Consider the following 26,280-nt stretch of genomic DNA (forward strand, 5'->3'; position numbering starts at 1 on the left):
ACAATGCGCAGCAATTTCGAAAGCTGTCACACAGGTGAGGTCGATGACAACGCAGTTTCGCTTGGGTTTGATTGTTAATCCGTTGGCTGGTTTAGGCGGCAGTGTCGGTTTAAAAGGCAGTGATGGCATGGCGGAGCAGGCGCTGGCGCTCGGCGCGGTACCAATGGCGCAGCAGCGAGCCAGGCAGAGCCTGGGGCAACTGCTGCCGCTACGCGACAAGGTGCAAATCGTCACCGTCGCAGGCGAGATGGGGCAGCAGCTTTGTCAAGAGCTGGGTTTTGATTATCAGCTGTGTTATACCCCGGCGACTTTACCCACTACGGCCGACGACACCGAGCAGGCCGCTGCCGTGATTGCCGAATCCGGTGTTGATTTACTGCTGTTTGCCGGTGGTGATGGTACAGCGCGTAATGTCTGTAGCGTTGTCGGTGATAAAACTACTGTCTTAGGTATCCCTGCCGGTTGTAAGATCCATTCCGGCGTGTATGCGATTTCGCCGCTGGCCGCCGGTAAGCTGCTGGCGAAACTGGTCGCCGGTGAGCTGGTCAGTCAGCAGGAAGCCGCAGTGATGGATATTGATGAAAGTGCCTTTCGTCAAGGGGTCGTTAAAGCCCGCCGCTATGGCGAGATGCGCATTCCGGCAGAGCTGCGTTATGTACAAAGCGTAAAAATGGCTGGCAAGGAATCAGAAGAGCTGGTACTGGATGATTTAGCGGCCTATGTCGCTGGTTTAATGGAACCAGATGTGCGTTATGTGATGGGCTCTGGCTCGACGGTTGCCGCTGTGATGGCGGAACTGGGGCTGGACAATACCCTGCTGGGTGTTGATGTGGTCGAAAATGGTCAGCTGCTGGCCAAAGATGTGACCGCAGCGCAGCTGCTGGAGCTGGTGCAGAATACCCCCAGTAAATTGATTATTACCTTAATTGGCGGTCAGGGCCATGTGTTTGGCCGCGGTAATCAACAACTCTCGCCGGCCGTGATCCGCTCCATTGGCCGCGACAATATTCTGCTACTGGCGACTAAGAGCAAGCTGCAGCAACTGAATGGCCGGCCATTACTGGCCGATACTGGCGATCCGGTGTTAGATCGCGAGTTACAGGGCTTAATCCCGGTGCTGACCGGTTACAACGATTATGTGATTTACCGCTTAGGTTATGAGGACGAAGCATAATGCAAGATAGCAATACCGAACACTGCAATACCGAATACTTTATTGCCCGGGCGGCGGAATTTTTTGATCAGTTAGTGCCAGTTGCCACTGACGATGAGCTGTTTGCCGCCGGCTATTTACGTGGTCATGTTGATTTAGCCGTCGGAACCCTGCAACTGACCGAACAACCTTTTAGCCTGGCCACCTTGCTGCAGCAGGTGAACAGCAGCCTACAGCAGGCGATTGCCCAGGGCGAGCTAAACGCAACTGACGAATTGCTGGTGCAGGATATCTGGCAACGTTTACAACAGGCGGCCTGAGTTAAGGCGGCCTGAACAAGACTTTTGGCGGTAATTGACGTAAGATACTTCCATCTTTTAACAGTGGTGCTGCCCGGCGGCACCCGTCAATATAAGTGAAACCCATGTCAAAATTTACTACGTTAGAGCAGCACGCCAGCTACGGTATCGGCTTACAAATGGGTCAGCAACTGGCTGATCGTCCGTTCGATGGTTTAGATATTACTGCTGTCGCCGCCGGTTTAGCCGCTGCGTACAACGAGCAGGCGCCAGAAGTTAGCGATGAGCAGATCCGTGCTGCTTTTACCGTTATTAGCCAGCGCATGCAGGCGGAAGAGCAGGAAAAAGCCCAGGCCTTAGCAGAAGCCGGTGAAATGTTCCTGGCGGAAAATGCCAAGCGTCCGGAAGTAACCGTTACTGCTTCTGGCTTACAGTATGAAGTTCTGGTAGCCGCCGAAGGCGATAAGCCCACCGCAGCCTCGACCGTTCGTACCCACTATCACGGTACCCTGATTGATGGCACTGTGTTTGATAGCTCTTATCAACGCGGTGAACCAGCAGAATTCCCGGTATCCGGCGTTATCGCTGGCTGGACTGAAGCGCTGCAACTGATGGCGGTAGGTTCAAAACTGCGGCTATATATTCCGCATAACCTGGCCTATGGTGAGCGCGGTGCCGGCAATGCCATCGCACCTTTCAGCACCCTGGTATTTGATGTAGAACTGCTGGCGATTCTGTAACCCTTAGTTTCCGCTTCCATGTGAAAAAGCCGGCGTTGCCGGCTTTGTGCTTTTAATGCTGATAAAATTGCTGAAAAGATCAGCAAACAGTCGCCTAAGCCCCCAGTTTTTCTGCAGTTTTCTAAACAGACGTTATACTTTCAGCAGAGGTTTTTTATTCACCGAACTGAGAGTAGCTTATGGCAAATTTGACCATTCAAACCCGTATCCTCCTGCTGGCGTTATTACCCAGCACCTTACTGGCAATAGTGCTGGTGACTTTTAGCTTAATGCAGGCGCGTAGCCTTGGCCAGCAGGGCGTGGATGGCTTTGCAGAGGTGTATAGCCAAAGCCAGCAGGCAGTAATTAAAAACTATATGGAGCTGGGTAAAACTGCCATTGCTCATCTTTATAATGCCCCGGATGCAGCGACCAATCCGGCTATTCGAGAGGAGGCGATTAATATTTTGCGCCAACTGCGTTTTGATGACAGTGGCAGCATGGGCTACTTCTTTATCTATGATCAGCAGGGCGTCAATGTGATGCACGCCGCTAACCCCGCCTTGCAGGGCCGTAATCTGATGGAGCTAAAGGATCCTAATGGCGTTGAAGTGATTCGGGGCCTATGGAATGCCGCCCGCAGTGGCAAAGGTTACTTGTATTATCACTGGAATAATCCGGAAACCAATACCACGGATCCAAAACTGGGTTATGCCGAAGAGCTGACCAAATGGGGTTTAATGTTGGGTACCGGCTTTTGGATCGACAGCCTGGATAAACAGGTTGCAGTAATGCAGCAACGGGTCGATGACTCGCTGGCAACCAGCCTATGGAGTTCGATTGTTACCGCGGCTATTGCGTTAATTGTGATTACCTTGCTGGCGCTGGTGGTGGTACGCAGTATTATTACGCCGCTAAAATCGGCAGTAAGCGCCATGACCGACATTGCTCAGGGTGGCGGCGATTTACGGCATCGCTTAACTGCTGAGGGTAACGATGAATTGGCGCAACTGGCACAGGCTTTTAACCGCTTTGCCAGTCAGGTCCGGGATCTGGTGGCTCAGGTAGCGGGCTCAACCAAGACCCTGAATCACAGTGCCAATGAACTAAATGGTATTATGCGTCAGGCCGGGCAGGGCGTGGCACGTCAGCAATCTGAGAGTGATCAGGTGGCCACGGCAATGAACGAAATGGCGGCTTCGGCACAGGAAGTGGCAGATAGCGCGATGCGGGCGTCTGAAGCCGCGGCTAATGCCGAAGATCTGGTCAGTAACTCCAAGCAAACGCTACTGCAAACAGTGCGGGTGATTGATGGCCTGGCGGAGCAGGTTAGTCACGGTGTCTCGGTTATTGGCGATTTAAGCAAAGAATCCGACAGTATCGGCGGAGTACTGGATGTGATCCGCAGCATTGCTGAGCAAACCAACCTGCTGGCACTGAATGCGGCTATTGAAGCGGCGCGCGCCGGCGAAGCGGGTCGTGGTTTTGCGGTGGTTGCAGATGAAGTGCGTACTCTGGCCAGCCGCACCCAACAAAGTACCCAGGAAATTCAGCAGATGATCCAGCGGCTGCAAGCCGGTATTAAGGGCGCCATTGATCTTATCAGCCGGTTAAAACAAAGCAGCCAAAGTAGTGTTGACGAGATCCGGCAGGTTGAGCTGGCGCTGAATCAAATTAGTAGTGCGGTTAATACCATTAACAATATGAATGCGCAGATCGCCACCGCCGCCGAGGAGCAAACTCATGTTTCCGGCGCCATTAACGAGAACGTACATCAAATCGTGGTGGTCACCGAAGAAACCGCTGAGGGAACGCGCCGCGCTTCCAGCACCAGTGAACGCTTAAATGCGCTGGCCGCTGAACTGGATAGTCTGGTGGGGAATTATAAAGTCTAATTATCACAGGGTGAGTCAAAAATTAAGGCCGCTGTTGCGGCCTTAATGTTAACCCCGATAAGGATTACGTGAGAGCTTAGCCAACTGACTTAGCAGAATCAGCAGCGCGCTGAGTGCATAAGCTGCCATTAATACCCGGCTCCAGCCCGCCATCGTTAAACCAGCAAACTGCCAATCAACACCGCCACAGGTACCGGTGACTTCAAATACTGCCGGTAGCCATTTATCTAACGCCAACCATGCCGGGAAATCCGCGAATAACGCACAGGTGGTAAAACCGCCACTGGCGAGTGTTTGTTCTATATTGACCAGCTCTTGTGCCTGAAATAAGCCATATAAGGCACTACCAAGCCAAAGTAAGGTGCCTGACAGACGCAACAGCAGCTGACGCGGCGCCAGTAATACTAATAAGGCGGCGACTAAGATCCCGGCAAAAGCGACCCGGATATAAATACATTTGATACAAGGTTGGTAATTAAGTTGGTATTGAAAATAGAGGCCGGCCAGCTCCATCGCCAGAGCGGTCAGCGCTAACAGTAGCCAGGGCCAGCGCTGCATTGATAAAGATTTCAGTGTTTTAAACATGGTTATTGGTATCTGTTGTTGTTGTTTTGTTGGCTAATCTAAGGGATTTCGACAAAATTCACAATGCGGCTACGACGTGAATAACCCGCTTGGCAAGCTATTTTTACATGCTGACTTGTTAATGGCATCGGCTCTGGTACAATCAGTGGCAACTAATAAGAACATTTATTGACACGGATAACGGTGCATGACCAATCTGATTAAAGCGCAAAGCCCGGCGGGTTTTGCCGAAGAATATATCGTCGATTCCATCTGGAATGGCAAATTTGCTCCTGGCTCCATTTTACCTGCAGAGCGTGAACTGTCTGAATTAATTGGTGTTACCCGCACGACGCTGCGCGAGGTATTACAACGTTTGGCCCGTGATGGCTGGCTTACCATTCAGCATGGCAAACCGACTAAGGTAAATAACTTCTGGGAAACCTCAGGTCTGAATATTCTGGAAACCCTGGCACGTCTGGACGAAGAGCGGATGCCGGATCTGGTCGATGAGTTATTATCGGCGCGGACTAATATCAGTGCTATCTATATTCGTGGTGCGATTAAAACCCATAAGCAGCAGGTGATTGATTTTCTGACCGGCTCCGAGCGCCTGGAAGATACTGCCGAAGCCTTTGCTGACTTTGACTATAATTTGAATCATGAGTTAGCTCTGCATTCGTCGAATCGTATTTATGTATTAATCTTAAATGGTTTCCGCGGCCTGTATAACAAAATTGCCCGCTTTTACTTCTCCAGCCCGGCAGCGCGGGAACTGGCCCGTCAGTACTACCAACAGCTAAAAGCGCTGGCACAGGCTGGCCGACACGATGACGTGGTGATGGCTGTGCGTAAATACGGTATCGATAGCGGTAAGATCTGGTCTGAACTGCGGCCGACCATTCCCCGTGATTTGATGGAATAAGTTACGCCGATACAAACAAAAAAGCCGCAGCTTCGCTCTGCGGCTTTTTTGTAGCTGGTCGAGCTGGGCCGAACTAATAAAATGATATAAGATATTCCCAATAGTTATATAGCTTACTGTGCACGGAGTCTGTCATGCCAGCGGTACCTGAGACCTGTCGGAAACTGAGTGAAATTTATCTGGATAATAATGCCACCACCCCAGTATTGGCAGGTGCCGCGGCTGCGGTACAGCACTGCATGCAGCAGGGCTTTGGCAATCCCAGTAGCAGCCACAGCACGGGTATTAAAGCGAAAGCCTTGCTGGAGCAAACCCGTAATCTGGCCCGGCAGTTATTGGGTGCCAGCAGTGGTGAGATTATTTTTACCTCTGGAGCAACAGAAGGGATCCAGACCTCAGTACTATCGGCGTTACTGGCGATCCGTGAGCGCGGTTTAGCCGGAGCCAATACCTTATTATTGTATGGCGCCACCGAACATAAGGCGGTACCTGAGAGCCTGAAACACTGGAATAGCGTGCTGCAGCTTGGTGCAAGCGTAAAGCCAATCCCGGTATTAGCAAACGGTTTACTGGATTTAACGGCGTTAGCGGAGCTGTTACCGAATGCGGCTCTGGTATGCACCATGGCTGCCAATAACGAGACTGGGGTGCAACAAGATTTACGCGCCCTGGAAAAATTAATCCGCAGTATAAAACCCGATGCTTACTGGCTAGTTGATTGTGTGCAGGCGCTCGGTAAGATGCCGCTGCAGTTGGCGGCGACGACGATCGATTATGCGCCCTTTAGTGGACATAAACTGTATGCCCCTAAGGGTATCGGTTTTTTGTATGTGCGTAAGGGCGCACCGTACCAGCCCCTGATCACTGGTGGTGGGCAAGAGGGCGGTTTGCGTTCGGGTACGGAAAACCTGCCGGGTATTGCGGCACTGCATTATATTTTTGAGCAATTACTGAGTAATGAGCAAAGTGTTTTTGCCAGTAGTGAACAGCTACAGCAGTTTCGTCAACAATTACTGGCGGCATTGCAGCAGCTGTTCCCGTCCCTGGTGTTAAACAGTGAGTTACCTTATGCCCTGCCCACCACCCTAAACTTTTCGGTACCGGGGTTTTTCGCCAAAGATATTCTGGATCTTTTCGATGCCGCCGGGATCCGCGTCAGCTCAGGCTCAGCCTGTAGCTCGAAAGTCACAGGCAGCTTTGTTTTAGATGCAATGGGGTTGGCGCGTTGGCGCAGCGAGGGCGCGATCCGGTTATCCTTTGGTCCGGCGTTTACGGCGCAGGAATGTCAGCAGGCCTGTCAACGACTTATCGATTTAGTGCCGGTAGTACAACAACATGGTCTGGTGTTAACGGATGGCGACCCGTTGAATATTCCAAGTGCCAGTGGTCTGTACCAATTTAAATTTGATGCCTGTTGTACGTATATACTGCTGTGCCCACAAAGCCGACAGGCGGTGATTATTGATCCGGTGCTGGCGTTAGCCGAGCGCTTATCCAATATTATCCAAAGCCAGCAGATTAGCCAGGTTTGGGTATTAGAAACGCATTATCATCAACAGCCCGGGCAAGCTGCGCAGCTGCTGCGGCAATTATTTAGTACGGCCGCAACGGATGTGTTTGGTTGGCCAGAGGCTGTCGCTGAGATAGCGGTTGATTCTTTTCTGTTACGACGGCTGGCGACACCGGGGCATAGTGATACGGCCTACAGTTATTTGTTAACGCAGCACGGTGATTTAAAAGCCGCCTTTGTCGGTGATTTGATTTTAGCCGGTGGCATTGGCCGCACCGACTTGCCTGGCAGTGATGCGCTGGCGCTGCAACAGAGTGTACAGCGGCTGGCGCAGCAGCTTTATCCTGACACGCTGCTGTTCTCCAGCCATGATTATGCGCAACGTTTTGTTACCCGCCTTGATCTGGCCTTGACCGAAAGCCCACTACTGGAAAAATTACTGGCTAATGCGCCAGAGCAGGAATGGCGACAGGCGCTTAATCAGCAATGTCAGCAGTTACAACAGGCCAGCAGTTATCTGTGTGGTTATGTTGAAGTGACAACGGATGATGCTATAGCGTTAGTTAAACCGGCACAGTTGCCGCAATTACTTAGTACGCAGCAGCCCCTGGTAATAGATGTACGTGAACCCTATGAACAAAGTGCCGGTGCTTTGAGCCAGTATTTACCTGCCAGCGCCAGGATCCAACAAGTACCGTTATCGCGTTTATGTGATGCCGTACTACAGCACAGTTTAACGCCTGATTTACCTTTATTGTTAGTTTGTCGTAGTGGCAATCGTAGTTTGTTAGCTGCCAGAGTATTGCGGCGTCTGGGCTTTCGGCAATTGTGGAATTTACAGGGCGGTGTGGCTCTACTCAGTTAGTCGGGGCAGGCAAAAAAAACGCCGGCAAGGCCGGCGCAAACATGCTGCATCAGGTTGTTTACTCAGTAAAAAAACTGTTGGAGCGGGTTTAACAGCCGCGTTAAACCCTTATTAAACTTCAATGGCGCGCTTAGCACCGACAAACACAAGCAATCTTCATCCGCCCGGGTATGGGGAGTATGGGTATCTGCTGGCGTATTGATTAACAAATCCCCGGCACCATATTCACCGTTCTCGTCACAGATGGTGCCACTTAACACCAGCGTCATTTCCAAGCCGAGATGGGTGTGATTGGGTATTTCAGTACCTTTATCAATATAAAGCAAAGATACATGCATTTTATCACCAGCCGGTAACTTGGCTGTTGCCACACCACCTAGCTGTAACCATTTGCCATGCTGATTAGCCAGGCGGCTCAGCGCGCGTGGTACGCGAAACTCTCGACCATTAATGTTGACTGTCACGGCATCGCGTTGCTGCGTCTTACGCGGCTTTTCAAGCTGAGGCTCAGCGGTAATGGCGGAAAAAAGTGCAGCGAAATCGTCAGCCATCACTGGTGCATCATCAGCAGCCAACGAGCTTGCCTGATCATTGTGAATATCCTGACACAGGCGCTGGCAATGCGGACATAAATCAATATGCGTTGCTACCGCCAAAGCGACATCAGGCGCCAGCGTACCTTCAACATATTGTTCCATTAACATCATACCGGGATGATATTTAACTGCGTGTGTCATCTAATGCCTCTCTCAAACGATCCAGAGCCAACCGAATCCGGGACTTTACGGTACCAAGCGGGATATCCAGCTCTTCTGCTACTTCCTGATGTGATTTTTCTTCCAGATAAACTTTTTGCATTACCAGGCGCTGTGCGATAGGTAAAGCATCAAAATAAGGTGCCAGCTTTTCACTCAGCAACATGGTTTCCCACTGATCGCTGGACGATTCTTCCAACTCTGGATAATCGCCATCGGCCCATAAATCATCGGCACTGATATCGTCTTTGCGGCTTTGTTTTTTGCGCAACATGTCAAAGCGCACATTACGGGCGATAGTAAAAATCCAGGTTGATGCGCAACCGCGGCTGGCGTCAAACAAGCGGGCTTTTTTCCACACATTCAGCATGGTGTCCTGCACCATTTCCAGCGCTTGTTGTTCATTACCAAACATTTTCATGCCAAAGGCTTTTAATCTCGGCGCGAAATAATTAAATAACTCAGCGTACGCAGCTTTATCAGCGTTTAACGCTACAAAGTTGAGTGAATCTTCCCACTGCCCGCTGCGGATATGTGGCTCGGCACTAATGGTCATTCGTTCTGGCATCCTGGTCGCTGTTCCGGAGAGCTCATGATGCCTTGTCAGCGCGGTAGAATCCAACATATTTGACTTTCCTGGCTGTACCAGCTGTTAACTTATGGGTTCATGGTGTTTTACGCAGGCTGCTGCCGCCTGGTTTGTTTTTTAAACTCTCAAAAAATAGAACGTATTTAGCAAAATAATCAGATTTTTTTTCTAAAAATTATAAGTAAACTGCTTTCATTAGATTCGCCAAAGGAGGCAAAGATGAAAAACGTTCTGGTTATTAACAGTTCTATTAGCGGTGCCAACGGTAATTCGACGAAATTAGTCCAACATCTGTTAGCCCAGCTGCCACAGGTGCAGGTAACAGAGATTGATCTGGGTGCTAAACCCTTACCTCATTTAGAAATGGCAGAAATCGGCGCCTGGATGACGCCTGCTGCAGAGCGTAGCGCAGAGCAACAAGCCCTGGCTGCTCACTCAGACGATTTGATTGCAAAAGTACAAGCTGCGGACGCCGTGATTTTTGGTGTGCCAATGTACAACTTCGCATTACCAAGCCAATTAAAGGCCTTGCTGGACCGTCTGGCCCGCGCTGGTGTTACCTTCAAATACACCGAAACTGGCCCGGTGGGGTTACTGCAAGACAAGCCGGTAATTTTTGCGCTGGCGCGTGGTGGTGTTTACGCCAATACGCCGGCTGACTCACAGGTACCGTTCCTGAAAACCTTCTTTAACTTTATCGGTTTAACCCAGCTGCATTTTGTTTATGCGGAAGGTCTGAATATGGGGCCGGATGCGGCTGAGAAAGGTATCAGTGCGGCACAACAGCAACTGACCGAACTGGCAAAGCAGCTATTCGTCTAAGTTTGCCCGACGTTACACCTGTTACACCTTGTCACAAAGCCGGCAGCTGCCGGCTTTATGTTTTTTAGCGTATCTGTTTTGCATTCAGCCGCATAAGGTTGCGTTCTGTTGGTAGCCTTTGTATAACTGTGCGGTCCTGTCACAAAGTAAGAATGAGAACAATGAAAACTTTCCGCAAAGCCTTACTCTCACTGAGTCTGAGTGCATTGTGCTGGCATAGCACTGCTGTTCAGGCGAAAGCTGAAGTACAAACCTGGAATACCAATACCGTCACTGTCGAGCAGGTATTTACTGCTGATCCTGGCATCCGTTTAACGATGGAACAAATTATGGCCGATCCGGACTGGCTTGGCCGGCAACCGGAAACGGCGTTTTGGGCACCGGATAGCAGCGCTGTTTACTACCAACGCAAACGTGAAGGCAGTGAATTGCGCGACTGGTTTAGCCGCCCGCTGCAGGCAGAAGGTAATGGCGAACTGGTAAAACTGGCGCATTGGCATCAGATGGGTGCGGCGCAGCTGGTTTATAACACCGACCGCAGTAAAGCAGCTTATGTGTTTGAAGGTAATGTCTTTGTGTTGCAAAACGGCGAGTTATTGCAGCTAACGCGCAGCAATAATAGCCACAGCCGGCCACAGTTTTTACTGGATGGTCGCCTGGTGTATCAGCAAGGCTGGGATTTTATCGCTTATGATTTCGCGAACGGCAGCCACAGCGAGATTGCCAGCCTGAAAACAGAGGATGCGCCAAAAGCGCCTGCAGTGCCGAAAGGCTACCTGGCACAGGAACAGCACAAACTGATTGAGTTTGTTGCTCTACAACAGCGTAATCAGAGCGAACGCTATCAGGCAGAGCAGCAATTACGGCAGGAAAATGCCAGCCTGGCTGCTGCGGCTATTTATGTCGGCAAAGGCCGGCAAATTGTTGATGCCAGTTTATCACCGGCCGGTACTCACCTGGTTCTGGCAACCCGCAAACAAAGCAGCCGTAATGAAAAAGATATAATGCCGAATTACATCTCGGCGAGCGGCGATATTCTGGCGCAGCCGGTACGGCCAAGGGTGAATGATTTTAAACCCGAGCCACAGAAACTGATTCTGGTCGATTTGCGCGATGGCAGTCAGCATGAGCTTAGCTATACCAGCCTACCGGGTTACAATGAAGACGTGCTGGCTGATGTCAAAGCTGAAAATGCTAAAGCACGTGGTGAAACCTATAAAACCGCCAAAGTAATCCGCGATATCGGCCTAATGACCGACTGGTACTGGAGTCAGAGTGCGCTGCGCTGGCATCCGAACGGCCAGCAGCTGGCGGTCATGTTAAAGGCTTTTGATAACAAAGATCGCTGGATCGCGACTGTTGATCTGGCAGGCAAAAAGTTACAACCGCAGCACCGCTTACATGACAAAGCCTGGGTAAATTATGCCTTTAATGACTTCGGCTGGCTCAACAACAGCGAAACACTGTATTTCTTGTCGGAAGAGAGTGGCTATTCACACCTTTATACTAAGGGTTTGACAGATCGCAATGCGAAAAAGCTGACGGCTGGTACTTTTGAAGTTAGCAATCCGGTATTAACCCATAACGACCAATACCTGTACTACACCGCCAACGTCAGTCATCCGGGGATCTACAATGTTTACCGGTTAGCGCTGGCGTCTGGTAAAACGGAACAACTGACTAACTTACTGGGTAGTACTGAGTTTACCTTATCTCCGGATGAGCAAAAGCTGTTGCTGCGCCATTCGACTAACTTACTGCCGCCAGAGCTTTACGTCGCCGACGCGCGGCCGGGCGCAGCGCTGAAACAACTCACCAATACTGTATCAGAGGAATTCCGTAAGCTGCCGCTGGTAGCGCCTCAGGTGGTGGCGGTACCGTCCAGCCATGGTCAGCATCCGGTATTCAGCAAGGTTTATTTGCCGGCAGATTATCAGCAGGGTGAGCCACGTCGTGCTGTGATCTTTAACCATGGTGCCGGTTATCTGCAAAACAGTGATCTGGGTTGGTCAGGCTATTTCCGCGAGTTCTTTTTCCATAACCTGTTGGTGCAACAGGGCTATGTGGTGATGGATATGGATTTCAGGGCATCAAAAGGTTATGGTCGTGACTGGCGTACGGCGATTTACCGGCAGATGGGCACACCGGAAATTCAGGATCTGGTCGATGGGGTTGAATGGCTGGTGAAAAATGCCAATGTTGATCGCAAGCGCATTGGCACTTATGGCGGCTCCTACGGTGGTTTTATGACCTTTATGGCGCTGTTTAAAGAACCAGAGCTATTCCAGGCCGGTGCCGCGCTGCGTCCGGTGAGTGACTGGGCCTATTATAACCACCCGTACACGTCGAACATTCTGAACACACCGGATATTGATCCTATTGCTTATGAACGCAGCTCACCGATCTACTTCACCCAGGGCTTAAAAAAACCTTTGTTAATCAATGCACCAATGGTTGATGACAACGTGTTCTTCCAGGATGTGGTGCGGTTAGTGCAACGTTTAATTGAGCAGGAAATTATCCACTTCGAAACGGCGATCTATCCGGTTGAACCACACGGTTTCCGGCAACCAAGCAGTTGGTTAGACGAATATCGCCGTATCCACAAACTGTTCGAACAAAACCTTTAATCTCTACAACAGTTATCCACAGCACTCCGGTACCGGCCAGACCTCAGAGGTCATACCGGTACCGGAGTGCGGTCTGACCAGTTGCCGTCGGCGCTGACAAAATCGGTGTCGGCGGTAAAGCAGAGTGGTTGTTTACTGTAGGGCTGCAACAGCTGCAGCTCTGCTGCATGCAACAATAAGCGCGGTGCCGCAGCCGCTTGCGCCGGCGAGGCATAAAAATTATCCCCCAAAATCGGATGCCCGAGGGCTGCTAAATGTACCCGTAGTTGGTGCGATCTGCCCGTTACCGGTCTGAGTTCAACTAAGCTAGTGTTATTGCGAATCGCCAGCACCTGATAAAAGGTTTGCGCGGGTTTACCTGCGGCATCAACTTTTTGCCGGGGCGGCTGCAGCGGATCAGCACTAAGTGCCAGGCTAATCTCTCCATTTGGTGATGTTATCTCACCGGCAACGACCGCCAGATAGCGCTTTTTCACCAGACGCTCGGCAAACTGGCGCTTTAACTCGCGTTCAGCATTGCGCCGCAAGGCAAAAACAACCACCCCCGAGGTGCCAAGATCAAGCCGGTGTACCAGTAGGGCGGTTGGGTAGATGGCCTGCACCCGGCTTAACAGGGAGTCCGCCAGCTGGTCAGCCCGTCCGGGGTTAGTCAGCAAACCACTGGGTTTATTAACCACCAGTAAGTCTTTATCCTGAAACAGGATCTGTAACGGACTACTCGGTGGCTGATAGAATGAAAATTCAGACATAACAAAGCTCAACTGCGGCATTTAGCGGCAGCTTAATGGTTTTGGCGCTACCTGCAAGGCCTTTTTACGGCATAATAGCGCCAACAGAGAACAATGAGACCCAGTATGAGTGCCGAGTTAGAACAATTAGCGGTATTAGCGGCCAGTCCGGAAGCCTATGAAATTCTGTATCAGGACGATGTGTTGCTGGTGGTAAATAAACCCTGCCAGCTGTTGACGGTACCTGGCCGGCATCCGGACAATCGGGATTGTCTGATTAGCCGGGTGCAGCGCGAGTTTCCGGGGGCTCAGGTGGTGCATCGGCTGGATTATGATACCTCGGGCATCATTTTATTACCGCTGACAAAACGGGCACTGTCAGAGCTGAGTAAGCAATTTCAGGCGCGCACTATCCGTAAGTTTTATCAAGCCCGGGTTGGCGGGCAGCTGGCAAACGGGCAAGGCGAGATCAACCTGCCGATTGCCGCGGATCGACAACGACGGCCACTGTATAAGATATGTCAGCACAGCGGTAAACCTTCGTTAACCCGCTATCGCGTACTGTCATACCGGGCGGCAGATAACAGTTCATTGCTTGAGTTAGAGCCGGTAACTGGCCGTTCACATCAGCTCAGACTGCATCTGGCGGCGATTGGCCACCCGATCATCGGTGATCCCTTTTACGCACCGCCAGCGTTGGCCGAAGCGGCACCACGCTTACTATTGCACGCCGCCCAGCTGAGTTGTCAGCATCCGCTGACCGCAAAAGCACTAACCTTTAATGCCCCGGCCCTGTTCTAGCTGCAACAACACATTGATCCCGCTGGCACTTGGGTAAAGCCGCACGGTAGCGGGGTGCTCCTGATCAGGCAAGGTCAGGCTAAGGGTCTCGGTGCTTTGTTTGGCATAGCAACGCTGAATTGCTGTTGTTAAAGCGCTGTAGTCCTTACCTGGCCGGTACAATACCTCGGTAATAGACTTACCCAGCGCCGGGATTTTAGGATCGGTTAACAATTCCAGCGCTTTCTGGTTTATAAAAGTAAACGTCAGCTGGGTATCCAGCGCAAAGAAGGCATCGGTGGTCTCGTTTAGTGTTTGATATAAGGATAAGCGCAGATTATCGGTGTTTTGCCATAACGCCTTCTGTTGACTGATATCCATCGCCGAACCAAACCAATACATTACGTCGCCCTGCTCATTAAATATCGGTAAGGCTGAGGTTAAATGCCAGACATAGCTACCGTCAGCACTTAAAATCCGAAACTCAATATTGTAAGGTACTTTTGCGCTGACACAGTGTTGCCAGTGGCTGAGTACAGGAGCCTGCTCATCCGGATGCAGTAACTGCAGCCAGTCGGCAACGATACTGGCGGCATCCTGGCCACTGAAACTGGCAAAGGTTTCTGAGACATAATCGATTCTGCCGTCTGCGGTGGCGGTCCATACTTTCACCGGTAAACTGTCAGCCAGCTGCTGAAAACGTCGTTGCTGGATTTGTAAGCGCCGGGCTTCATCATAGTGTTGCTGGATATCTTGTAAAATACCCCGCAATACCCCCGGGCTGGCCGGATCGGCATAGGCGGTAAGTTTCACCCATACTGGCTGGGAGCTTTCTTGATGCAGCCTAAGTTCCAAACTCAGCGGATTGCTGGCTTCCAGCGTTTGCTCCAGCTGTAATTTAAGCTCTGGCCCGGCTTGTTGTTCAAAGCAACAAGCAAATTGCTCCAGCGTTAATTGCCGTACGTTAAGGCCGAGCAAGCGAGCGCTACTTTCATCCAGTTGCACCATCTTCAGATGATCATCCAACCACCAATGGCTGATGCCGGCTACCTGATTAGCCAGTTGCAAATCGAGCCGGGTTTGACTGGCCAGCACATGCTGGTCATGTTGGCTTTGGCGTAATGTGATAGCCTGGTCGCCAAACCACCACATTAAGACAATGGCTAAGCATGAGATACTGCGGTTTGCCAACACGTAAAACAAGGAAAAGTCTGCCGGGGCAGCCGGCGCGATAAAGAATCCCAGCCAAATGGCGATCAGTGAGACACTGGCGGTCAGAGTAAGCAGTTTACGCCGGTAACTTAGTCCAGCCAGCGCGACCAGCGGGGTGTAGAGTACACCATGGGCAAAACCCAGCTGGGTCAGACTATCAGCCAGTAAGATGGCACACAGCGCCAATAGCAGAAAGCCAGCGGCCAGATTATGATTTTGCATTAAGCGGATAAGTTTCGGCATTAGCATCCTTTGATGGCTCCCGTAGCCGCTGTGTTAAATAGTCATACGCACAAAAAACACGGTCAGACGGTTGGCGGGAGAAATTTTCCGTTTAGCTAAAGCGTGCTACATTGCAACTGCCACTTAAGTTATAGCAGAGCCGCTTTGAAGTACAATAGCTTTGCTATTTATCTGTTATTTAATGTTAATTTCAGGTTTTGTTGCGACATAAAACCGATCTCAGCCCGCCCGGAGTGAAAGCATGAATAAAACCGTGTCTGTGAGTTGCGCATTGCTTTGGTTAGCGCTAAGCGCTGGTGTGACTGCCGCCAGCTGGCAACGTCTGACGCCGATGCCGCTACCGGTACAGGAAATCTATCCGGTATTGCATCAGCAGGAGCTGGTGGTCGCCGGCGGTTTAAGCAGCGAGTTATCTGGCGAGCAACCACCGGTTACCGCACGAGTCCAGCGGTTTTTGCCGGCATCCCAGCAATGGCAGGATGGTGTGGCCTTGCCGGAGCCGCGGCATCATGGTTATTTGGTCTCAGTTGCGGATACGCTGTATTTGTTTGGCGGTTTTGTGATTTCGGAACAAGGCTGGTGGACCAATAGCCGGGATGTATTGCGTTTCGATGCGGCAAGCAATAGCTGGCAACGGGTTGCGCAGTTACCTGCTGCGTTAAGTGAAACAGTGGCCACCGTGATTGCCGGCAAAATCCATCTGGCATCCGGGCGCACCGTTAACGAACCTGCCAATGGTCAATGGCGTGATAGTTTCGATACCGCTGAGCATTGGGTTTTCGATCCGGTAACACTTAGTTTCACTAAGGCTGCTGCGGTACCGACTGCCCGTAATAGTGCAGCCGGTGCGATGCTTAACGGTCGTTGGCATCTGGTTGGCGGCCGTACCGTCACGACTGGTAATCTTGCAGTACATGAAGTCTATGACCCAAAGGATAATAGCTGGAGCACCCTGGCGCCTTTACCCCAAGCTCAGGCAGGTTTGGCTGCAGTAGTGGTGAACAACAGTTTGTTAGTCTTTGGCGGTGAGCACTTTGTGGATGGCGGTGGCGTATTTGACCAGGTTTGGCAATATCTGCCATCTGAGGACCGCTGGCAGGCCCTAACGGTGTTACCCATAGCCCGGCATGGTCATGGCGTTGTGGTAATAGACGAGCAAATCTATGTGATTGGTGGTGCGGCAGAAGCTGGCTTAAAGGCAACATTGGGGCAGCTGGATCGGCTGCAGCTGGAGACTAAATCTGCAAATTAATAGCCAAGCCACTAACGGAGCCTGCCGGTTTGGCAATCGCATTAAACAAGGCACTGGCGTTAAGATTCTGCGCCCGAGTGCTATCCGCATTAACAATGTTGATGCTATTGCTGGTGCTGGCTGCTTTGGTGTCATCGGCCTTGTTGGCATTGCTGCGTGACTGTTGCGCAGGCTGCAGCGCTGTATTTAACCGCTCAGTCAGTTGTTGCTGATTGATACTAAGCTGGTCCGCTGCAGCCAGATTTTGTTGTAACACCTTGGCTCGATTGGCAGCTTCCGTGGCTTCTGTATCGAGTTCACGCGCCGTTTGCTGCGCCTGACGCGCTTCACGCCTTTTAGCCGCTGCTTGTTGTTCCAGCGCTTGCGCTTGTTGCTCAGCTTGCTGCGCCTGACGCTCCGTTTGCTGACGCAACAGCTGATTCACCGGATATTGAGTATTGCTTATAGCGGGTATCATCGCTGTTTATACTCCTGAACAGGGGTTAAAAAACCACCTGTTGAATATAGTCTGCTGCAGTAAAAAAGCCAAGTTTACATTCGTAGCGCTGCTCAGTGGTAAGCCGCGTAGATACTGCGCTGTAGCGTCATCTGCTGACCGGTTTTAATATGCTGCCCCTGGCCGTTTTGGCAGTTACCCCCCACGCTGGTTAACCAGTTAAAGTGAAATAGCTATTCGACTTTAGCCACATTGACCGTACCTGCTGTTGTTCCTAGGATGCGCCCATTGGTTTTTTTGGTGGTTTCTATGTCCGTACAGCACAATTCTCCCTATCAACGACAACACCGGCCGCGTCAGCAGTTTTCCGATCGCAAAGCTTATTTAGAACACGAGCTGCAGGCTATGGCCCCCAGACGCTGGCGGCCGAATCTGCCATTGCGGGATTACCGCTTTGAGTGGGAAGACTTAGTACCGGCAACTGCCGCGACCATTGGCAAGATTGTGATGGTGGCGGCAATTGTCGCTGCCTTTGCCGGACCTTTGGGGTTATCGGATGCGTTTGTTATTGAAAACGTGCGCTTCGAAATGCTGATCGCCGCAGTGCTGTTCGTGATATTGGTCTCTGGCTTTTTAAATCCGGTTGCCAACCTGGCCGGAACCCATGGCCCGTTGATCCCACTAATCCCGCTCATCGTTGCCGCCGGCGGCCATCCGATGGCGCTGGGAATTATGATTGGGGTGCTCGGGTTTCTATTGGGGATCACTAAGGGGGGCTCACTACTGGCTAAGCTTACCAGTAATGGTGTTTGTGGCGGCTTGTTACTTTATTTAGGATTTATCGGGCTGCAGGCGCAAATCAAGCATTTATTTAGTTGGGCCAATGGATTTGACATGGGCTATCTGGCTTTTGTGATCATTCTGGCGGTCATTATACTGTATGCCTATTTGGAACATCTGCAAAAGCGTTGGCTGGCCATCCCGCTGGGAGCCGCACTTGCAGCTTTACTGGCCTGGGCTTTTGGTGCGCCTTTTGCGTTTCAGACAGAACCCGGCATCCCCAATCTTAACCCGGCGTTTTGGTGGGGTGAGGAGACCGGTTGGCAGCTTGGGTTGCCGAATGTGCAACATTTCCTGGCCGTTGCTCCTTTTGCGGTACTGGCCGTAGCTATGTGGTCACCGGATTTCCTGGGGCATCGGGTGTTCCAACAGTTAAATTATCCAGCAAAATCCGAACGGGTGTTGATGAATATTGACGATACCATGTGTGCTGCGGCGACACGTCAGGTTACCGGAAGTTTGCTCGGCGGTGGCAATATCGCCTCATCCTGGGGCACTTATATTATCCCGGCAGCGATAGCCAAAAGACCAATCCCCGCCGGCGCAGTGTTAACCGGGTTATTATGTATTGTCGCCGCGCTTTGGGGTTATCCGATGGATTTAGCGGTCTGGCCGCCGGTATTAAGTGTGGCATTGATGGTGGGTGTTTTCATTCCCTTATTAGAAGCTGGCATGCAAATGACCCGTGAAGGCAAAACCACCCAGTCTGCGGCGATAGTGATCTTTTCATCCGCACTGGTCAATCCGGTATTTGGTTGGTCGCTAACCGTGTTACTGGATAACCTCGGTATTATCGGTTGCAAAGAGCGAGGAAAAGATCTGGGACATCTGGGACGTTGGATAGTACCCGGCGTGGTTTTTGTGGTGCTTTGCGCAGTGATGGCGGCGATCGGAATGTTTCCGGGGATCCCGGCGTTACTCAGCGCTTTTCGAATCGAGCTTTAACACGTCAGGTGCTTAATCCGCCCAACGCGCTTTAATGTCGAGGATTTTTGGTAGCTCCTGCAGCAGCAGGGGCACCAGAGCCGGATCAAAGTGTTTACCGGCTTGCTGCTGAATAAACTCCAGCGCCTGCTCTACGCTCCAGGCCGCTTTGTATGGCCGCGCGCTGGTTAGCGCGTCAAATACATCGGTTAATGCCACTATCCGGGCCTCCAGCGGAATCGCGTCGCCGGCCAGACCATGCGGGTAGCCGCTGCCATCCCATTTTTCATGATGATAGCGGGCAACTTTGGCCGCCATCTGCATCAGGCTGGAGTCACATTGGCCAAGGATCTCGGCGCCTATTTCGGCATGCTGGCGCATAATCGCCATCTCGTCATCGGTTAGCCGCCCGGGTTTTAGCAGAATATGATCTGGTGTGCCAATCTTACCAATATCATGCATCGGTGCTGCATGCAGCAGTTCTTCCGCCCACTCAGCCGGTAAGCCGGCAGCCAGTGCGATTAGCTGCGCATAGTGGCTCATCCGTTTGACATGCATGCCGGTTTCATTGTCTTTGTATTCGGCGGCACGACCAAGCGATTCAATAACCTGTAAGCGGGTACGTTTTAATTCATCGGCCTTTACCAGCGATAAATGCGTTTTTACCCTGGCTCTGACAATGGCGGGGCTGACCGGTTTGGTGATGTAGTCAACGGCGCCGAGCGCAAAGCCTTTGGCTTCATCAACTTCTTCTTTCAGGGCGGTGACAAAGATCAGCGGAATGGCACTTAGCGTTGGATCGGCTTTGAGTCGCTGGCACAAATCGAAGCCGGTTAGCTGCGGCATCATCACATCAGACAAAATCAGATCCGGTCGTTGTTGTGCGACCAGTTGCAATGCCTGCTCGCCACTGGTGGCAAACATTAATTGATAGTCCTGTTGCAAAATCTGCTTCAGTACCCGCAAATTGACCGGTTCGTCATCGACCAGAAGCAAGCAGGGCTGATTGCTGGGCATACTAATCATCTTGCTCTCGCAGTTGGGGTAACAGGGTCGCAATCTGTTTGCGCGCGTTGTTAAAGTCAAAGTCTTCAGTGTGCTGCACTATGGCGCTGACGGCAAGGTGCCAGCGGCCAGTGGCGAAGGGCGCCAGTTGTGCCAGTAACGCATCCTGATAGCCAAAGTTCTGTAGCTGCTGATCGAGTACTTGCAGCAGGGTTGCCAATGATTGCGTTGGCACCTCAGCTGTGGCTGGTTCGATATCGCTTTGCAGCGCGCTAATAGCCTTGCGGGTTTGGCTGGCGACTTCACACAGTTGCCGCAAGCGGGGTTGGATTAATTGTGGTTGCTGTTGCTGCAATACGTGCTCGAGGTTACCGCAGGCAGTACTCAGGGCCGGTAGTGCCAGATTACCACAGATCCCTTTGTAAGCATGGCTTTGCTGTAACAGCCGGCTGAAGTTCTGTTCGCTCTCCGCTGTCAGTAGATCTTCGCACAGATGCTGCAACGGGCCGGCGGCGAAGCGCTGTAATTCGCGCCGATGGGCCGCTTCACTGCCCCACAGGGCACTACCATGGTCGCTATCCAACAGCTGGCTTGGCACACTGGCTGCAGCCGGCGTCGCGGCACGGGGGCTAAGAGGAAGTTGCAGCACCCGGGCAATTTCGGCAAACAGCAGGCTGATATCAATAGGTTTAGTGGCAAAGCCATCCATACCGGCAGCGAATACGGCCTCACGATCTTCTGCCAGCGCACTGGCGGTCAGCGCAATAATCGGTACTTTGGCCAGGCCCTGTTGTTGCTCGTTCGCCCGTCGCTGTTTACAGGCGGTCAGGCCATCCATTACCGGCATCTGAATATCCATTAGCACCAGATCCGGTGTTTGCTCTGTCAGTAACTGCAGTACCTCAGCACCATTGCGGGCGCGACGCACCTGATGCTGATCACGCTCCAGAATGGCGGTTAGTAAGTCAAGATTTTGCTCGATATCATCGGCAATAATCAGCTGTAACGGCGGCAGCTGTTGCGGGCTGCTGATCTGAGTACTCGCCTTGCCTGCGGTCAGTGGCAGGCTAACCGTAAAGCAGGAACCTTCGCCTGGCACACTGCTGGCTGTCAGAGCGCCGCCCATTAATTCGACCAGTTGTTTGCTGATGGTTGTACCCAGGCCTGTGCCGCCAAAGCGTCGGCTCATGCTGGCATCTGCCTGAGTGAAGGGGTCAAAAATACGCGACAGACGCTCCGGAGCAATACCGATACCGGTATCGCGGATCGCAATTTGTACGCCGTTAGCTGAGGTACTGACCTCCATTGTCACAGTGCCACGCTCGGTAAATTTAATGGCATTACCCAGTAAGTTTAACAGTACCTGACGCAACCGGTCGGCGGCACCGAAGTAATAGGGTTTGAGCTTAGGATCAAGGATTAACTTTAGCTCGATTTGCTTGTTACGCGCTTCGACCCACAGTGTGGAAACCACGTTATCCAGTAACTCAGTCAGGTTAAAGTCAGTCTGCTCCAGCTCCAGCTTACCTTTTTCCAGTTTAGCGCTATCCAGAATATCGTTTAGCAACACCAGCAGCGACTTTGCCGATTGTTGCACCGTGGCCAAATAACGCGGTGCCTCCGACGTATTAGGATTTTCCCGCAGCAGCTCAGTAAAACCTATCACTGCATTGAGTGGAGTACGGATCTCATGGCTCATATTTGCCAGGAAGGTGGTTTTTACTTCTGCCGCCTGTTCAGCTTGTTGCTTCGCCAGACGTAACTGTTCTTCCATTTCCCGACGTTCAGTAATATCCATAATAAAGCCATCCAGCGCGATCAGGTTGCCCTGTTCATCGCGCAGTGCATCGCCGTGCTCCAGCATCCAGCGCACACTGCCATCCCGATGACGAATACGGTATTCCAACTGAAAGCTGCTATCGTGGCTGATAGCATTCACCAGCGTATTGTCTTCGTCTAAGATCAAATCAGCCCAGCTAAGCCGTGGGGTTGGCAGCAGAAAGTCATGCGCCGGATAACCACACAGGCTTTCAACTGCATCACTGATAAAGAGCATGCTCCAATATTGGTCAGGTAAGCAGCGGTAGGCGGCGCCCGGAATATTCTGGATCAGCGAGCGGAATTTCTGTTCACTGAGTTGCAGTGATTGCTCTGCCTTTAACTGGGCCGAAATATCGCTTAAACAGGCGACATACAGCCGTTGACCATTCAGTTCGGTGCGATTTAATGCCAGTCGCACCGGGCGCGGCTCGCCATCGTCGGTCAGGATACTCAGTTTCCGCTCAGTACCAAGCAGCCCGGAAGAGCTGGTTGACTGGCTTTGTGCCAGTATCGCTTGATAATCGGCGGCAATTTCCGGCGGCACCAGGGTAGAAAAATGCCTTCCCGCCAGGCTATGTTCGCTGCAGCGAAATAGCAGGCTGGCGGCTTTGTTGTAATCAACAATATGGCCACTTTGGTCGACAGTAAGAATAGCATCCAGCGCTGTATCCATAATGGCGCTGAGTCTGGCAGCACTATTCTCTGAGCTATGCTTGGCATGATAAAACTTCATCACCGCTTGCAGCAATAACACCAGCAAGGTCACCAGAACACTAACACTGGTAACAATCAGAGCCATTTGCTGACTGTTTGCTACCTCAACGACGGCGGTAAAGCCGACCGGCGCGACAAAGCGCGCGGCCAGCATGCCAGTGTAGTGCATAGCACTGATTGCCAGGCCCATGACGATGCCGCTGAGTAGATTAAGTTGCCAGCTTGGCAGGCGGTTTTGCCAACTCCGCACCCCAAAGCGGATCCACAGTGCCAGCGTAGCCATGATGATGGCGACCACGATAGATAACGCAAAGTAGCCGGGATCGTAGCGTAACTGCACCGCCATTTGCATCGCCGCCATGCCGGAATAGTGCATGGCGCCAATACCAGCGCCGACCAGTACGCCGCCGCTAATCAGTTGCAGCGCTTTAATTTGCTCGCGTTGCAATAAATTCAACGCCACCCAGGATGCCAGCACACTGGGCAGTAAAGATAACAAGGTTATATTGGCGGCGTAGTCAACCGGCGTGCATAAACGAAACGCCAGCATCCCGATAAAATGCATTGACCAGATGCCGATACCCAGGCTGATACTGCCAGCCAACAGCCCCAGCTGTTGTTGCCAGCGTAATGGGTTTTGCCGGCTCAGCTCTACTGAAACCAGGGCAGCTGCCGAAGACAAGATGGCGATCAATAATGACAGCAGTACCAGTGCCAGATTGTAACTGCCGTCCAGAAAAATACTGTCGGCAGGAATGCGGAAAAGCTCAGTAATCACAGATACTGCCTCGTACTACCTATTACGACATCAGGCAGCATAGCTAACTTTCGACAGCCTTACCAGAGCAGCTTTTTCTCCACTTCTACCAATAACATAATCAGCACAGCGGCGGCCAGCGACCAGAGCCAGTGTTGCAGGCTAAGGGGTTGGGTGCCAAACCACAATTGCAGCAGTGGGCTATAGACAAAGGCTAACTGTAATAGGAGCAGGATGCCAATCGCCAACCAGGCAATCCAGTTGGTAAATAGTAGTGCGGGTTTCAGGCTAAAACTGTTTAAATGCCGGCTATTTAGCAAATAACCGGCCTGGGCGACCACCAGCGCCGTTACGGTAAGGGTGCGGGCGGAGGCCAGATCCAGGCCCTGTGCTAATGCCAGCTGAAATAGTGCCATGGCACTGCCACCTATCAATAAAGATACCAGCGTAATTCGGCGCAGAAAGGCGCTGTTGAGCAGAGCCTGACTGCTTTTTCTTGGCGGGCGCTGCATCACACCGGGTTCGGCCGGCTCAAACGCCAGTGCTAACGCCAACGTAATCGCGACCACCATATTCACCCATAAAATTTGTACGGGTGTCAGCGGCAGCGTCAGGCCAAATAATACTGCATAAAGCATCACTAAACCCTGAGCGCCGTTGGTCGGCAGAATAAACAAAATGGCTTTACGCAGGTTATCGTAAATGGTGCGACCTTCAGCCACCGCTGCTGCGATAGTGCTAAAGTTATCGTCAGCCAGCACAATATCCGCGGCTTCTTTACTGGCCTCCGAGCCTTTAATGCCCATCGCCACGCCAACATCAGCCTGTTTTAATGCCGGCGCATCATTGACGCCATCGCCGGTCATCGCCACCACTTCGCCCTGTTGCTGCAGCGCCTGTACCAGCCGCAATTTATGCTCAGGGCTGGTACGGGCAAAAATATCGCCGGCCAACGCCATCTGCTGTAATTGTTCGTTACTGGCTTGCTCCAGCTGTTTCCCGGTATAGACCTTGAGCGTGGCATCGGCCGCTAAACCCATCTCCCGGCCAATGGCTTCTGCCGTACCGGCATGATCGCCGGTGATCATCTTTACCCGGATCCCGGCGGCCCGACAGGCGGCAATGGCGCTAATGGCTTCCGGGCGCGGCGGATCGATAATACCAATCAGGCCATAAAAACAAAGCCCGGTTAGATCGCTAAGTCCCAGTTCGGTTTGTTCGGTATCACGGCCCGCAGCGGCCAGTACCCGCAGCCCTTGTGAGCTAAGTGTATTCAGTTGCTGCTGCCAGAATACCTCATTTAATGGCTCGGTTTGCCCCCGGGCATTCAGCTGCAGCGAGCAGCGCGGTAATAAGCGATCTGGCGCACCTTTTAGCAGCAATTGCCGGCTGCCGCTGCGGTGTTGCTCCAGACTGGCCATAAATTTATTTTCCGACTCAAACGGGATCACCGCTAAGCGCTGATGTTGCTCGCGTTCAAAGCCGGCTTTTTCCGCTAAACAAAGCAGGGCGCCCTCGGTAGGCTCGCCATGTACCAGCCACTGACCGTCTTTTTCCACCAGCTGACTATCGTTGGCTACGGCGATCACTTCAATTAACGCTGCCAGCGCCGGATGTGCTGCCAGGTTTACCGGCTCTTCTGCCAAGCGCAGCTGCCCTTGCGGCTGATAACCGACGCCGCTAATCTGATACAGGCCTTGTACGGTGACGACTTCTTTGGCCGTCATTTCGTTACGGGTCAGGGTGCCGGTTTTATCCGAGCAAATCACCGTTACTGCGCCCAGGGTTTCCACTGCATTTAAGCGCCGGGTAATGGCTTTGCGATCTGCCATTTGTTTTACCCCCAGCGCCAGCGTAATGGTCAGAATAGCCGGCAAGCCCTCAGGAATCGCCGCGACTGCAAAACCAATCGCCGCCAGAAACACCTCGGCGTGGCTATAGTCGTGTAGCAACATGCCGACAGCCAGCATTAACAGCGCCAGTAATGCAATTACCAGTGCCAGATAGCGGCCAAACTGGTTCATTTGCCGGGTGAGCGGCGTGGTAATACCCTGTACTTCGGATAACAACTGGTTGATTTGACCAATTTCCGTTGCCGCACCGATAGCGGTCACCACGGCGATACCGCGCCCTGAGGTGACCAGGGTGCCGGAAAAAGCCAGACAACTGCGATCGCCAAGTGCCGCATCCGGCGCAACAGGTTCGGTTTGTTTGGCTACCGGCTGCGACTCACCGGTCAGCGCCGACTCTTCAATCCGCAGCTCAGTGGTATCTAATAAGCGTAAGTCGGCCGGAACCCGATCCCCAGAGCGGATCTTTACCACATCGCCCGGCACCAGCTGCTCGGCCGGCACTTGCTGCCACTGGCCATCGCGACAGACATTGGCATGCACCGACAACATCTGGCGGATCCCGGCCAAAGCCTGTTCGGCCTTACCTTCCTGAATAAAGCCGATAACGGCATTAATAATCACCACCGCCAGAATCACTGCGGTGTCCAGCCAGTGGCCGAGCAGGGCCGTAACCGCAGCCGAAAATAACAGTACGTAGATCAGGGTGTCATGAAAGTGTTTAAAAAAGCGATACCACAGTGAGGGGCCAGCCGCCTGTGGCAGCAGGTTAGAGCCGTATTGCGCTGCCCGGTGCTGTGCTTGCGCCGCGGTTAAACCCTGCTCAGCGCTATTAAGCGTCGCCAGCACCTGAGCGCTGCTTTGGCTATGGGCGCTCTTGGGGCTATTGGCATTGATTGGGCTATGGGCATTCAGTGGTGCTGCCGTTGGTGGCTGAATAGTGGCCATAACGTTGTTCCTTTTTTCACCAATTAAGCGCAGTATGCCAGAAA

20 protein-coding genes are annotated in these 26,280 nt (G+C 52.1%); 11 read left to right on the forward strand and 9 right to left on the reverse strand.

The window, feature by feature from the left end; translation table 11 throughout:
* The first annotated feature begins 43 nt into the window (after positions 1-43).
* The 4 genes from AGRI_RS01045 to AGRI_RS01060 all read left to right on the forward strand — a co-directional run bounded on the left by AGRI_RS01045 (position 44) and on the right by AGRI_RS01060 (position 4,066).
* A complete protein-coding gene (locus AGRI_RS01045) occupies positions 44-1,174 on the forward strand; it encodes an ATP-NAD kinase family protein (RefSeq protein ID WP_008983178.1) in 1,131 nt (376 codons plus the stop codon).
* Positions 1,174-1,473, forward strand: a complete 300-nt coding sequence (locus AGRI_RS01050; RefSeq protein WP_008983179.1) for a YfcL family protein — start codon at positions 1,174-1,176, stop codon at positions 1,471-1,473. The genes AGRI_RS01045 and AGRI_RS01050 overlap by 1 nt, the downstream gene beginning before the upstream one ends.
* Before the next feature lie 104 nt (positions 1,474-1,577).
* Entirely contained in the window at positions 1,578-2,192 is a 615-nt protein-coding gene (locus tag AGRI_RS01055) for a BamJ family beta-barrel-assembly machinery protein (RefSeq protein ID WP_008610132.1), read from the forward strand.
* 179 nt (positions 2,193-2,371) lie between these two features.
* A complete protein-coding gene (locus AGRI_RS01060) occupies positions 2,372-4,066 on the forward strand; it encodes a methyl-accepting chemotaxis protein (protein ID WP_008983180.1) in 1,695 nt (564 codons plus the stop codon).
* A 48-nt stretch (positions 4,067-4,114) separates the two neighbouring features.
* Here the strand turns inward: AGRI_RS01060 and dsbB are convergent, their stop codons facing one another.
* On the reverse strand, positions 4,115-4,651 hold the full coding sequence (dsbB, locus tag AGRI_RS01065) for a disulfide bond formation protein DsbB (RefSeq protein WP_008983181.1): 537 nt from the start codon (positions 4,649-4,651) through the stop codon (positions 4,115-4,117).
* A gap of 187 nt (positions 4,652-4,838) precedes the next feature.
* On the opposite strand from dsbB, the gene fadR reads away from it, so the two are divergent.
* Together fadR and AGRI_RS01075 are read left to right on the forward strand one after the other, a co-directional pair.
* Positions 4,839-5,555, forward strand: a complete 717-nt coding sequence (fadR, locus tag AGRI_RS01070; RefSeq protein WP_008983182.1) for a fatty acid metabolism transcriptional regulator FadR — start codon at positions 4,839-4,841, stop codon at positions 5,553-5,555.
* A 134-nt stretch (positions 5,556-5,689) separates the two neighbouring features.
* Positions 5,690-7,930 carry an aminotransferase class V-fold PLP-dependent enzyme gene (locus tag AGRI_RS01075; protein WP_008983183.1) on the forward strand — a complete coding sequence of 747 codons (2,241 nt, stop codon included), beginning with the start codon at positions 5,690-5,692 and terminating at the stop codon, positions 7,928-7,930.
* 62 nt (positions 7,931-7,992) lie between these two features.
* On the opposite strand, the gene AGRI_RS01080 is transcribed toward AGRI_RS01075, so the two are convergent.
* The gene (locus AGRI_RS01080; RefSeq protein WP_008983184.1) at positions 7,993-8,667 is read right to left on the reverse strand and encodes a ChrR family anti-sigma-E factor; all 675 of its coding nucleotides are present in this window, start codon (positions 8,665-8,667) and stop codon (positions 7,993-7,995) included.
* Positions 8,651-9,241, reverse strand: a complete 591-nt coding sequence (locus tag AGRI_RS01085) for a sigma-70 family RNA polymerase sigma factor (protein ID WP_008983185.1) — start codon at positions 9,239-9,241, stop codon at positions 8,651-8,653. The genes AGRI_RS01080 and AGRI_RS01085 overlap by 17 nt, the downstream gene beginning before the upstream one ends.
* A 252-nt stretch (positions 9,242-9,493) precedes the next feature.
* Between AGRI_RS01085 and AGRI_RS01090 the strand changes: the two genes are divergently transcribed.
* Both AGRI_RS01090 and AGRI_RS01095 read left to right on the forward strand, forming a co-directional pair.
* On the forward strand, positions 9,494-10,096 hold the full coding sequence (locus AGRI_RS01090; RefSeq protein ID WP_008983186.1) for an FMN-dependent NADH-azoreductase: 603 nt from the start codon (positions 9,494-9,496) through the stop codon (positions 10,094-10,096).
* 161 nt (positions 10,097-10,257) lie between these two features.
* On the forward strand, positions 10,258-12,726 hold the full coding sequence (locus AGRI_RS01095) for a S9 family peptidase (RefSeq protein WP_008983187.1): 2,469 nt from the start codon (positions 10,258-10,260) through the stop codon (positions 12,724-12,726).
* Positions 12,727-12,776: 50 nt separating this feature from the next.
* Here the strand turns inward: AGRI_RS01095 and AGRI_RS01100 are convergent, their stop codons facing one another.
* Positions 12,777-13,475 carry an RluA family pseudouridine synthase gene (locus AGRI_RS01100; protein ID WP_040291224.1) on the reverse strand — a complete coding sequence of 233 codons (699 nt, stop codon included), beginning with the start codon at positions 13,473-13,475 and terminating at the stop codon, positions 12,777-12,779.
* A gap of 105 nt (positions 13,476-13,580) precedes the next feature.
* On the opposite strand from AGRI_RS01100, the gene AGRI_RS01105 reads away from it, so the two are divergent.
* Positions 13,581-14,255: a pseudouridine synthase gene (locus AGRI_RS01105; protein ID WP_008983189.1), complete on the forward strand. Its 675-nt coding sequence runs from the start codon at positions 13,581-13,583 to the stop codon at positions 14,253-14,255.
* On the opposite strand, the gene AGRI_RS01110 is transcribed toward AGRI_RS01105, so the two are convergent.
* Positions 14,226-15,689, reverse strand: coding sequence for a PAS domain-containing protein (locus tag AGRI_RS01110; RefSeq protein WP_008983190.1), 1,464 nt, complete (start codon positions 15,687-15,689; stop codon positions 14,226-14,228). The genes AGRI_RS01105 and AGRI_RS01110 overlap by 30 nt on opposite strands.
* A gap of 241 nt (positions 15,690-15,930) precedes the next feature.
* Between AGRI_RS01110 and AGRI_RS01115 the strand changes: the two genes are divergently transcribed.
* The gene (locus AGRI_RS01115) at positions 15,931-16,941 is read left to right on the forward strand and encodes a Kelch repeat-containing protein (protein ID WP_008983191.1); all 1,011 of its coding nucleotides are present in this window, start codon (positions 15,931-15,933) and stop codon (positions 16,939-16,941) included.
* Here AGRI_RS01115 and AGRI_RS01120 read toward each other — a convergent pair.
* Positions 16,925-17,398 carry a hypothetical protein gene (locus tag AGRI_RS01120; protein WP_008983192.1) on the reverse strand — a complete coding sequence of 158 codons (474 nt, stop codon included), beginning with the start codon at positions 17,396-17,398 and terminating at the stop codon, positions 16,925-16,927. The two genes, AGRI_RS01115 and AGRI_RS01120, sit on opposite strands and share 17 nt — an antisense overlap.
* 288 nt (positions 17,399-17,686) lie before the next feature.
* Here AGRI_RS01120 and AGRI_RS01125 point away from each other — a divergent pair, with 288 nt between their 5' ends.
* Entirely contained in the window at positions 17,687-19,162 is a 1,476-nt protein-coding gene (locus AGRI_RS01125; protein ID WP_008983193.1) for a DUF3360 family protein, read from the forward strand.
* 12 nt (positions 19,163-19,174) lie between these two features.
* On the opposite strand, the gene AGRI_RS01130 is transcribed toward AGRI_RS01125, so the two are convergent.
* From AGRI_RS01130 to AGRI_RS01140, 3 genes are read right to left on the reverse strand one after another with little or no spacing between them, the layout of a single operon-like run.
* Entirely contained in the window at positions 19,175-20,167 is a 993-nt protein-coding gene (locus AGRI_RS01130) for a response regulator (RefSeq protein WP_008983194.1), read from the reverse strand.
* The gene (locus AGRI_RS01135; protein WP_008983195.1) at positions 20,160-23,459 is read right to left on the reverse strand and encodes an MHYT domain-containing protein; all 3,300 of its coding nucleotides are present in this window, start codon (positions 23,457-23,459) and stop codon (positions 20,160-20,162) included. The genes AGRI_RS01130 and AGRI_RS01135 overlap by 8 nt, the downstream gene beginning before the upstream one ends.
* Positions 23,460-23,518: 59 nt before the next feature.
* Positions 23,519-26,236 (reverse strand): HAD-IC family P-type ATPase, encoded by a 2,718-nt coding sequence (locus AGRI_RS01140; protein ID WP_008983196.1) that lies wholly within the window; start codon positions 26,234-26,236, stop codon positions 23,519-23,521.
* Positions 26,237-26,280 lie beyond the last annotated feature (44 nt).

It is taken from the genome of Alishewanella agri BL06, from assembly GCF_000272005.1.
In the GTDB taxonomy this organism is placed as follows: domain Bacteria; phylum Pseudomonadota; class Gammaproteobacteria; order Enterobacterales; family Alteromonadaceae; genus Alishewanella; species Alishewanella agri.

Excerpts from the sequence above, each read along its gene's own strand:
- AGRI_RS01045 (WP_008983178.1), top strand. The coding sequence starts at position 44 with ATGACAACGCAGTTTCGCTTGGGTTTGATTGTTAATCCGTTGGCTGGT.
- AGRI_RS01050 (WP_008983179.1), top strand. The coding sequence starts at position 1,174 with ATGCAAGATAGCAATACCGAACACTGCAATACCGAATACTTTATTGCC.
- AGRI_RS01055 (WP_008610132.1), top strand. The coding sequence starts at position 1,578 with ATGTCAAAATTTACTACGTTAGAGCAGCACGCCAGCTACGGTATCGGC.
- AGRI_RS01060 (WP_008983180.1), top strand. The coding sequence starts at position 2,372 with ATGGCAAATTTGACCATTCAAACCCGTATCCTCCTGCTGGCGTTATTA.
- dsbB (WP_008983181.1), bottom strand. The coding sequence starts at position 4,651 with ATGTTTAAAACACTGAAATCTTTATCAATGCAGCGCTGGCCCTGGCTA.
- fadR (WP_008983182.1), top strand. The coding sequence starts at position 4,839 with ATGACCAATCTGATTAAAGCGCAAAGCCCGGCGGGTTTTGCCGAAGAA.
- AGRI_RS01075 (WP_008983183.1), top strand. The coding sequence starts at position 5,690 with ATGCCAGCGGTACCTGAGACCTGTCGGAAACTGAGTGAAATTTATCTG.
- AGRI_RS01080 (WP_008983184.1), bottom strand. The coding sequence starts at position 8,667 with ATGACACACGCAGTTAAATATCATCCCGGTATGATGTTAATGGAACAA.
- AGRI_RS01085 (WP_008983185.1), bottom strand. The coding sequence starts at position 9,241 with ATGACCATTAGTGCCGAGCCACATATCCGCAGCGGGCAGTGGGAAGAT.
- AGRI_RS01090 (WP_008983186.1), top strand. The coding sequence starts at position 9,494 with ATGAAAAACGTTCTGGTTATTAACAGTTCTATTAGCGGTGCCAACGGT.
- AGRI_RS01095 (WP_008983187.1), top strand. The coding sequence starts at position 10,258 with ATGAAAACTTTCCGCAAAGCCTTACTCTCACTGAGTCTGAGTGCATTG.
- AGRI_RS01100 (WP_040291224.1), bottom strand. The coding sequence starts at position 13,475 with ATGTCTGAATTTTCATTCTATCAGCCACCGAGTAGTCCGTTACAGATC.
- AGRI_RS01105 (WP_008983189.1), top strand. The coding sequence starts at position 13,581 with ATGAGTGCCGAGTTAGAACAATTAGCGGTATTAGCGGCCAGTCCGGAA.
- AGRI_RS01110 (WP_008983190.1), bottom strand. The coding sequence starts at position 15,689 with ATGCCGAAACTTATCCGCTTAATGCAAAATCATAATCTGGCCGCTGGC.
- AGRI_RS01115 (WP_008983191.1), top strand. The coding sequence starts at position 15,931 with ATGAATAAAACCGTGTCTGTGAGTTGCGCATTGCTTTGGTTAGCGCTA.
- AGRI_RS01120 (WP_008983192.1), bottom strand. The coding sequence starts at position 17,398 with ATGATACCCGCTATAAGCAATACTCAATATCCGGTGAATCAGCTGTTG.
- AGRI_RS01125 (WP_008983193.1), top strand. The coding sequence starts at position 17,687 with ATGTCCGTACAGCACAATTCTCCCTATCAACGACAACACCGGCCGCGT.
- AGRI_RS01130 (WP_008983194.1), bottom strand. The coding sequence starts at position 20,167 with ATGATTAGTATGCCCAGCAATCAGCCCTGCTTGCTTCTGGTCGATGAC.
- AGRI_RS01140 (WP_008983196.1), bottom strand. The coding sequence starts at position 26,236 with ATGGCCACTATTCAGCCACCAACGGCAGCACCACTGAATGCCCATAGC.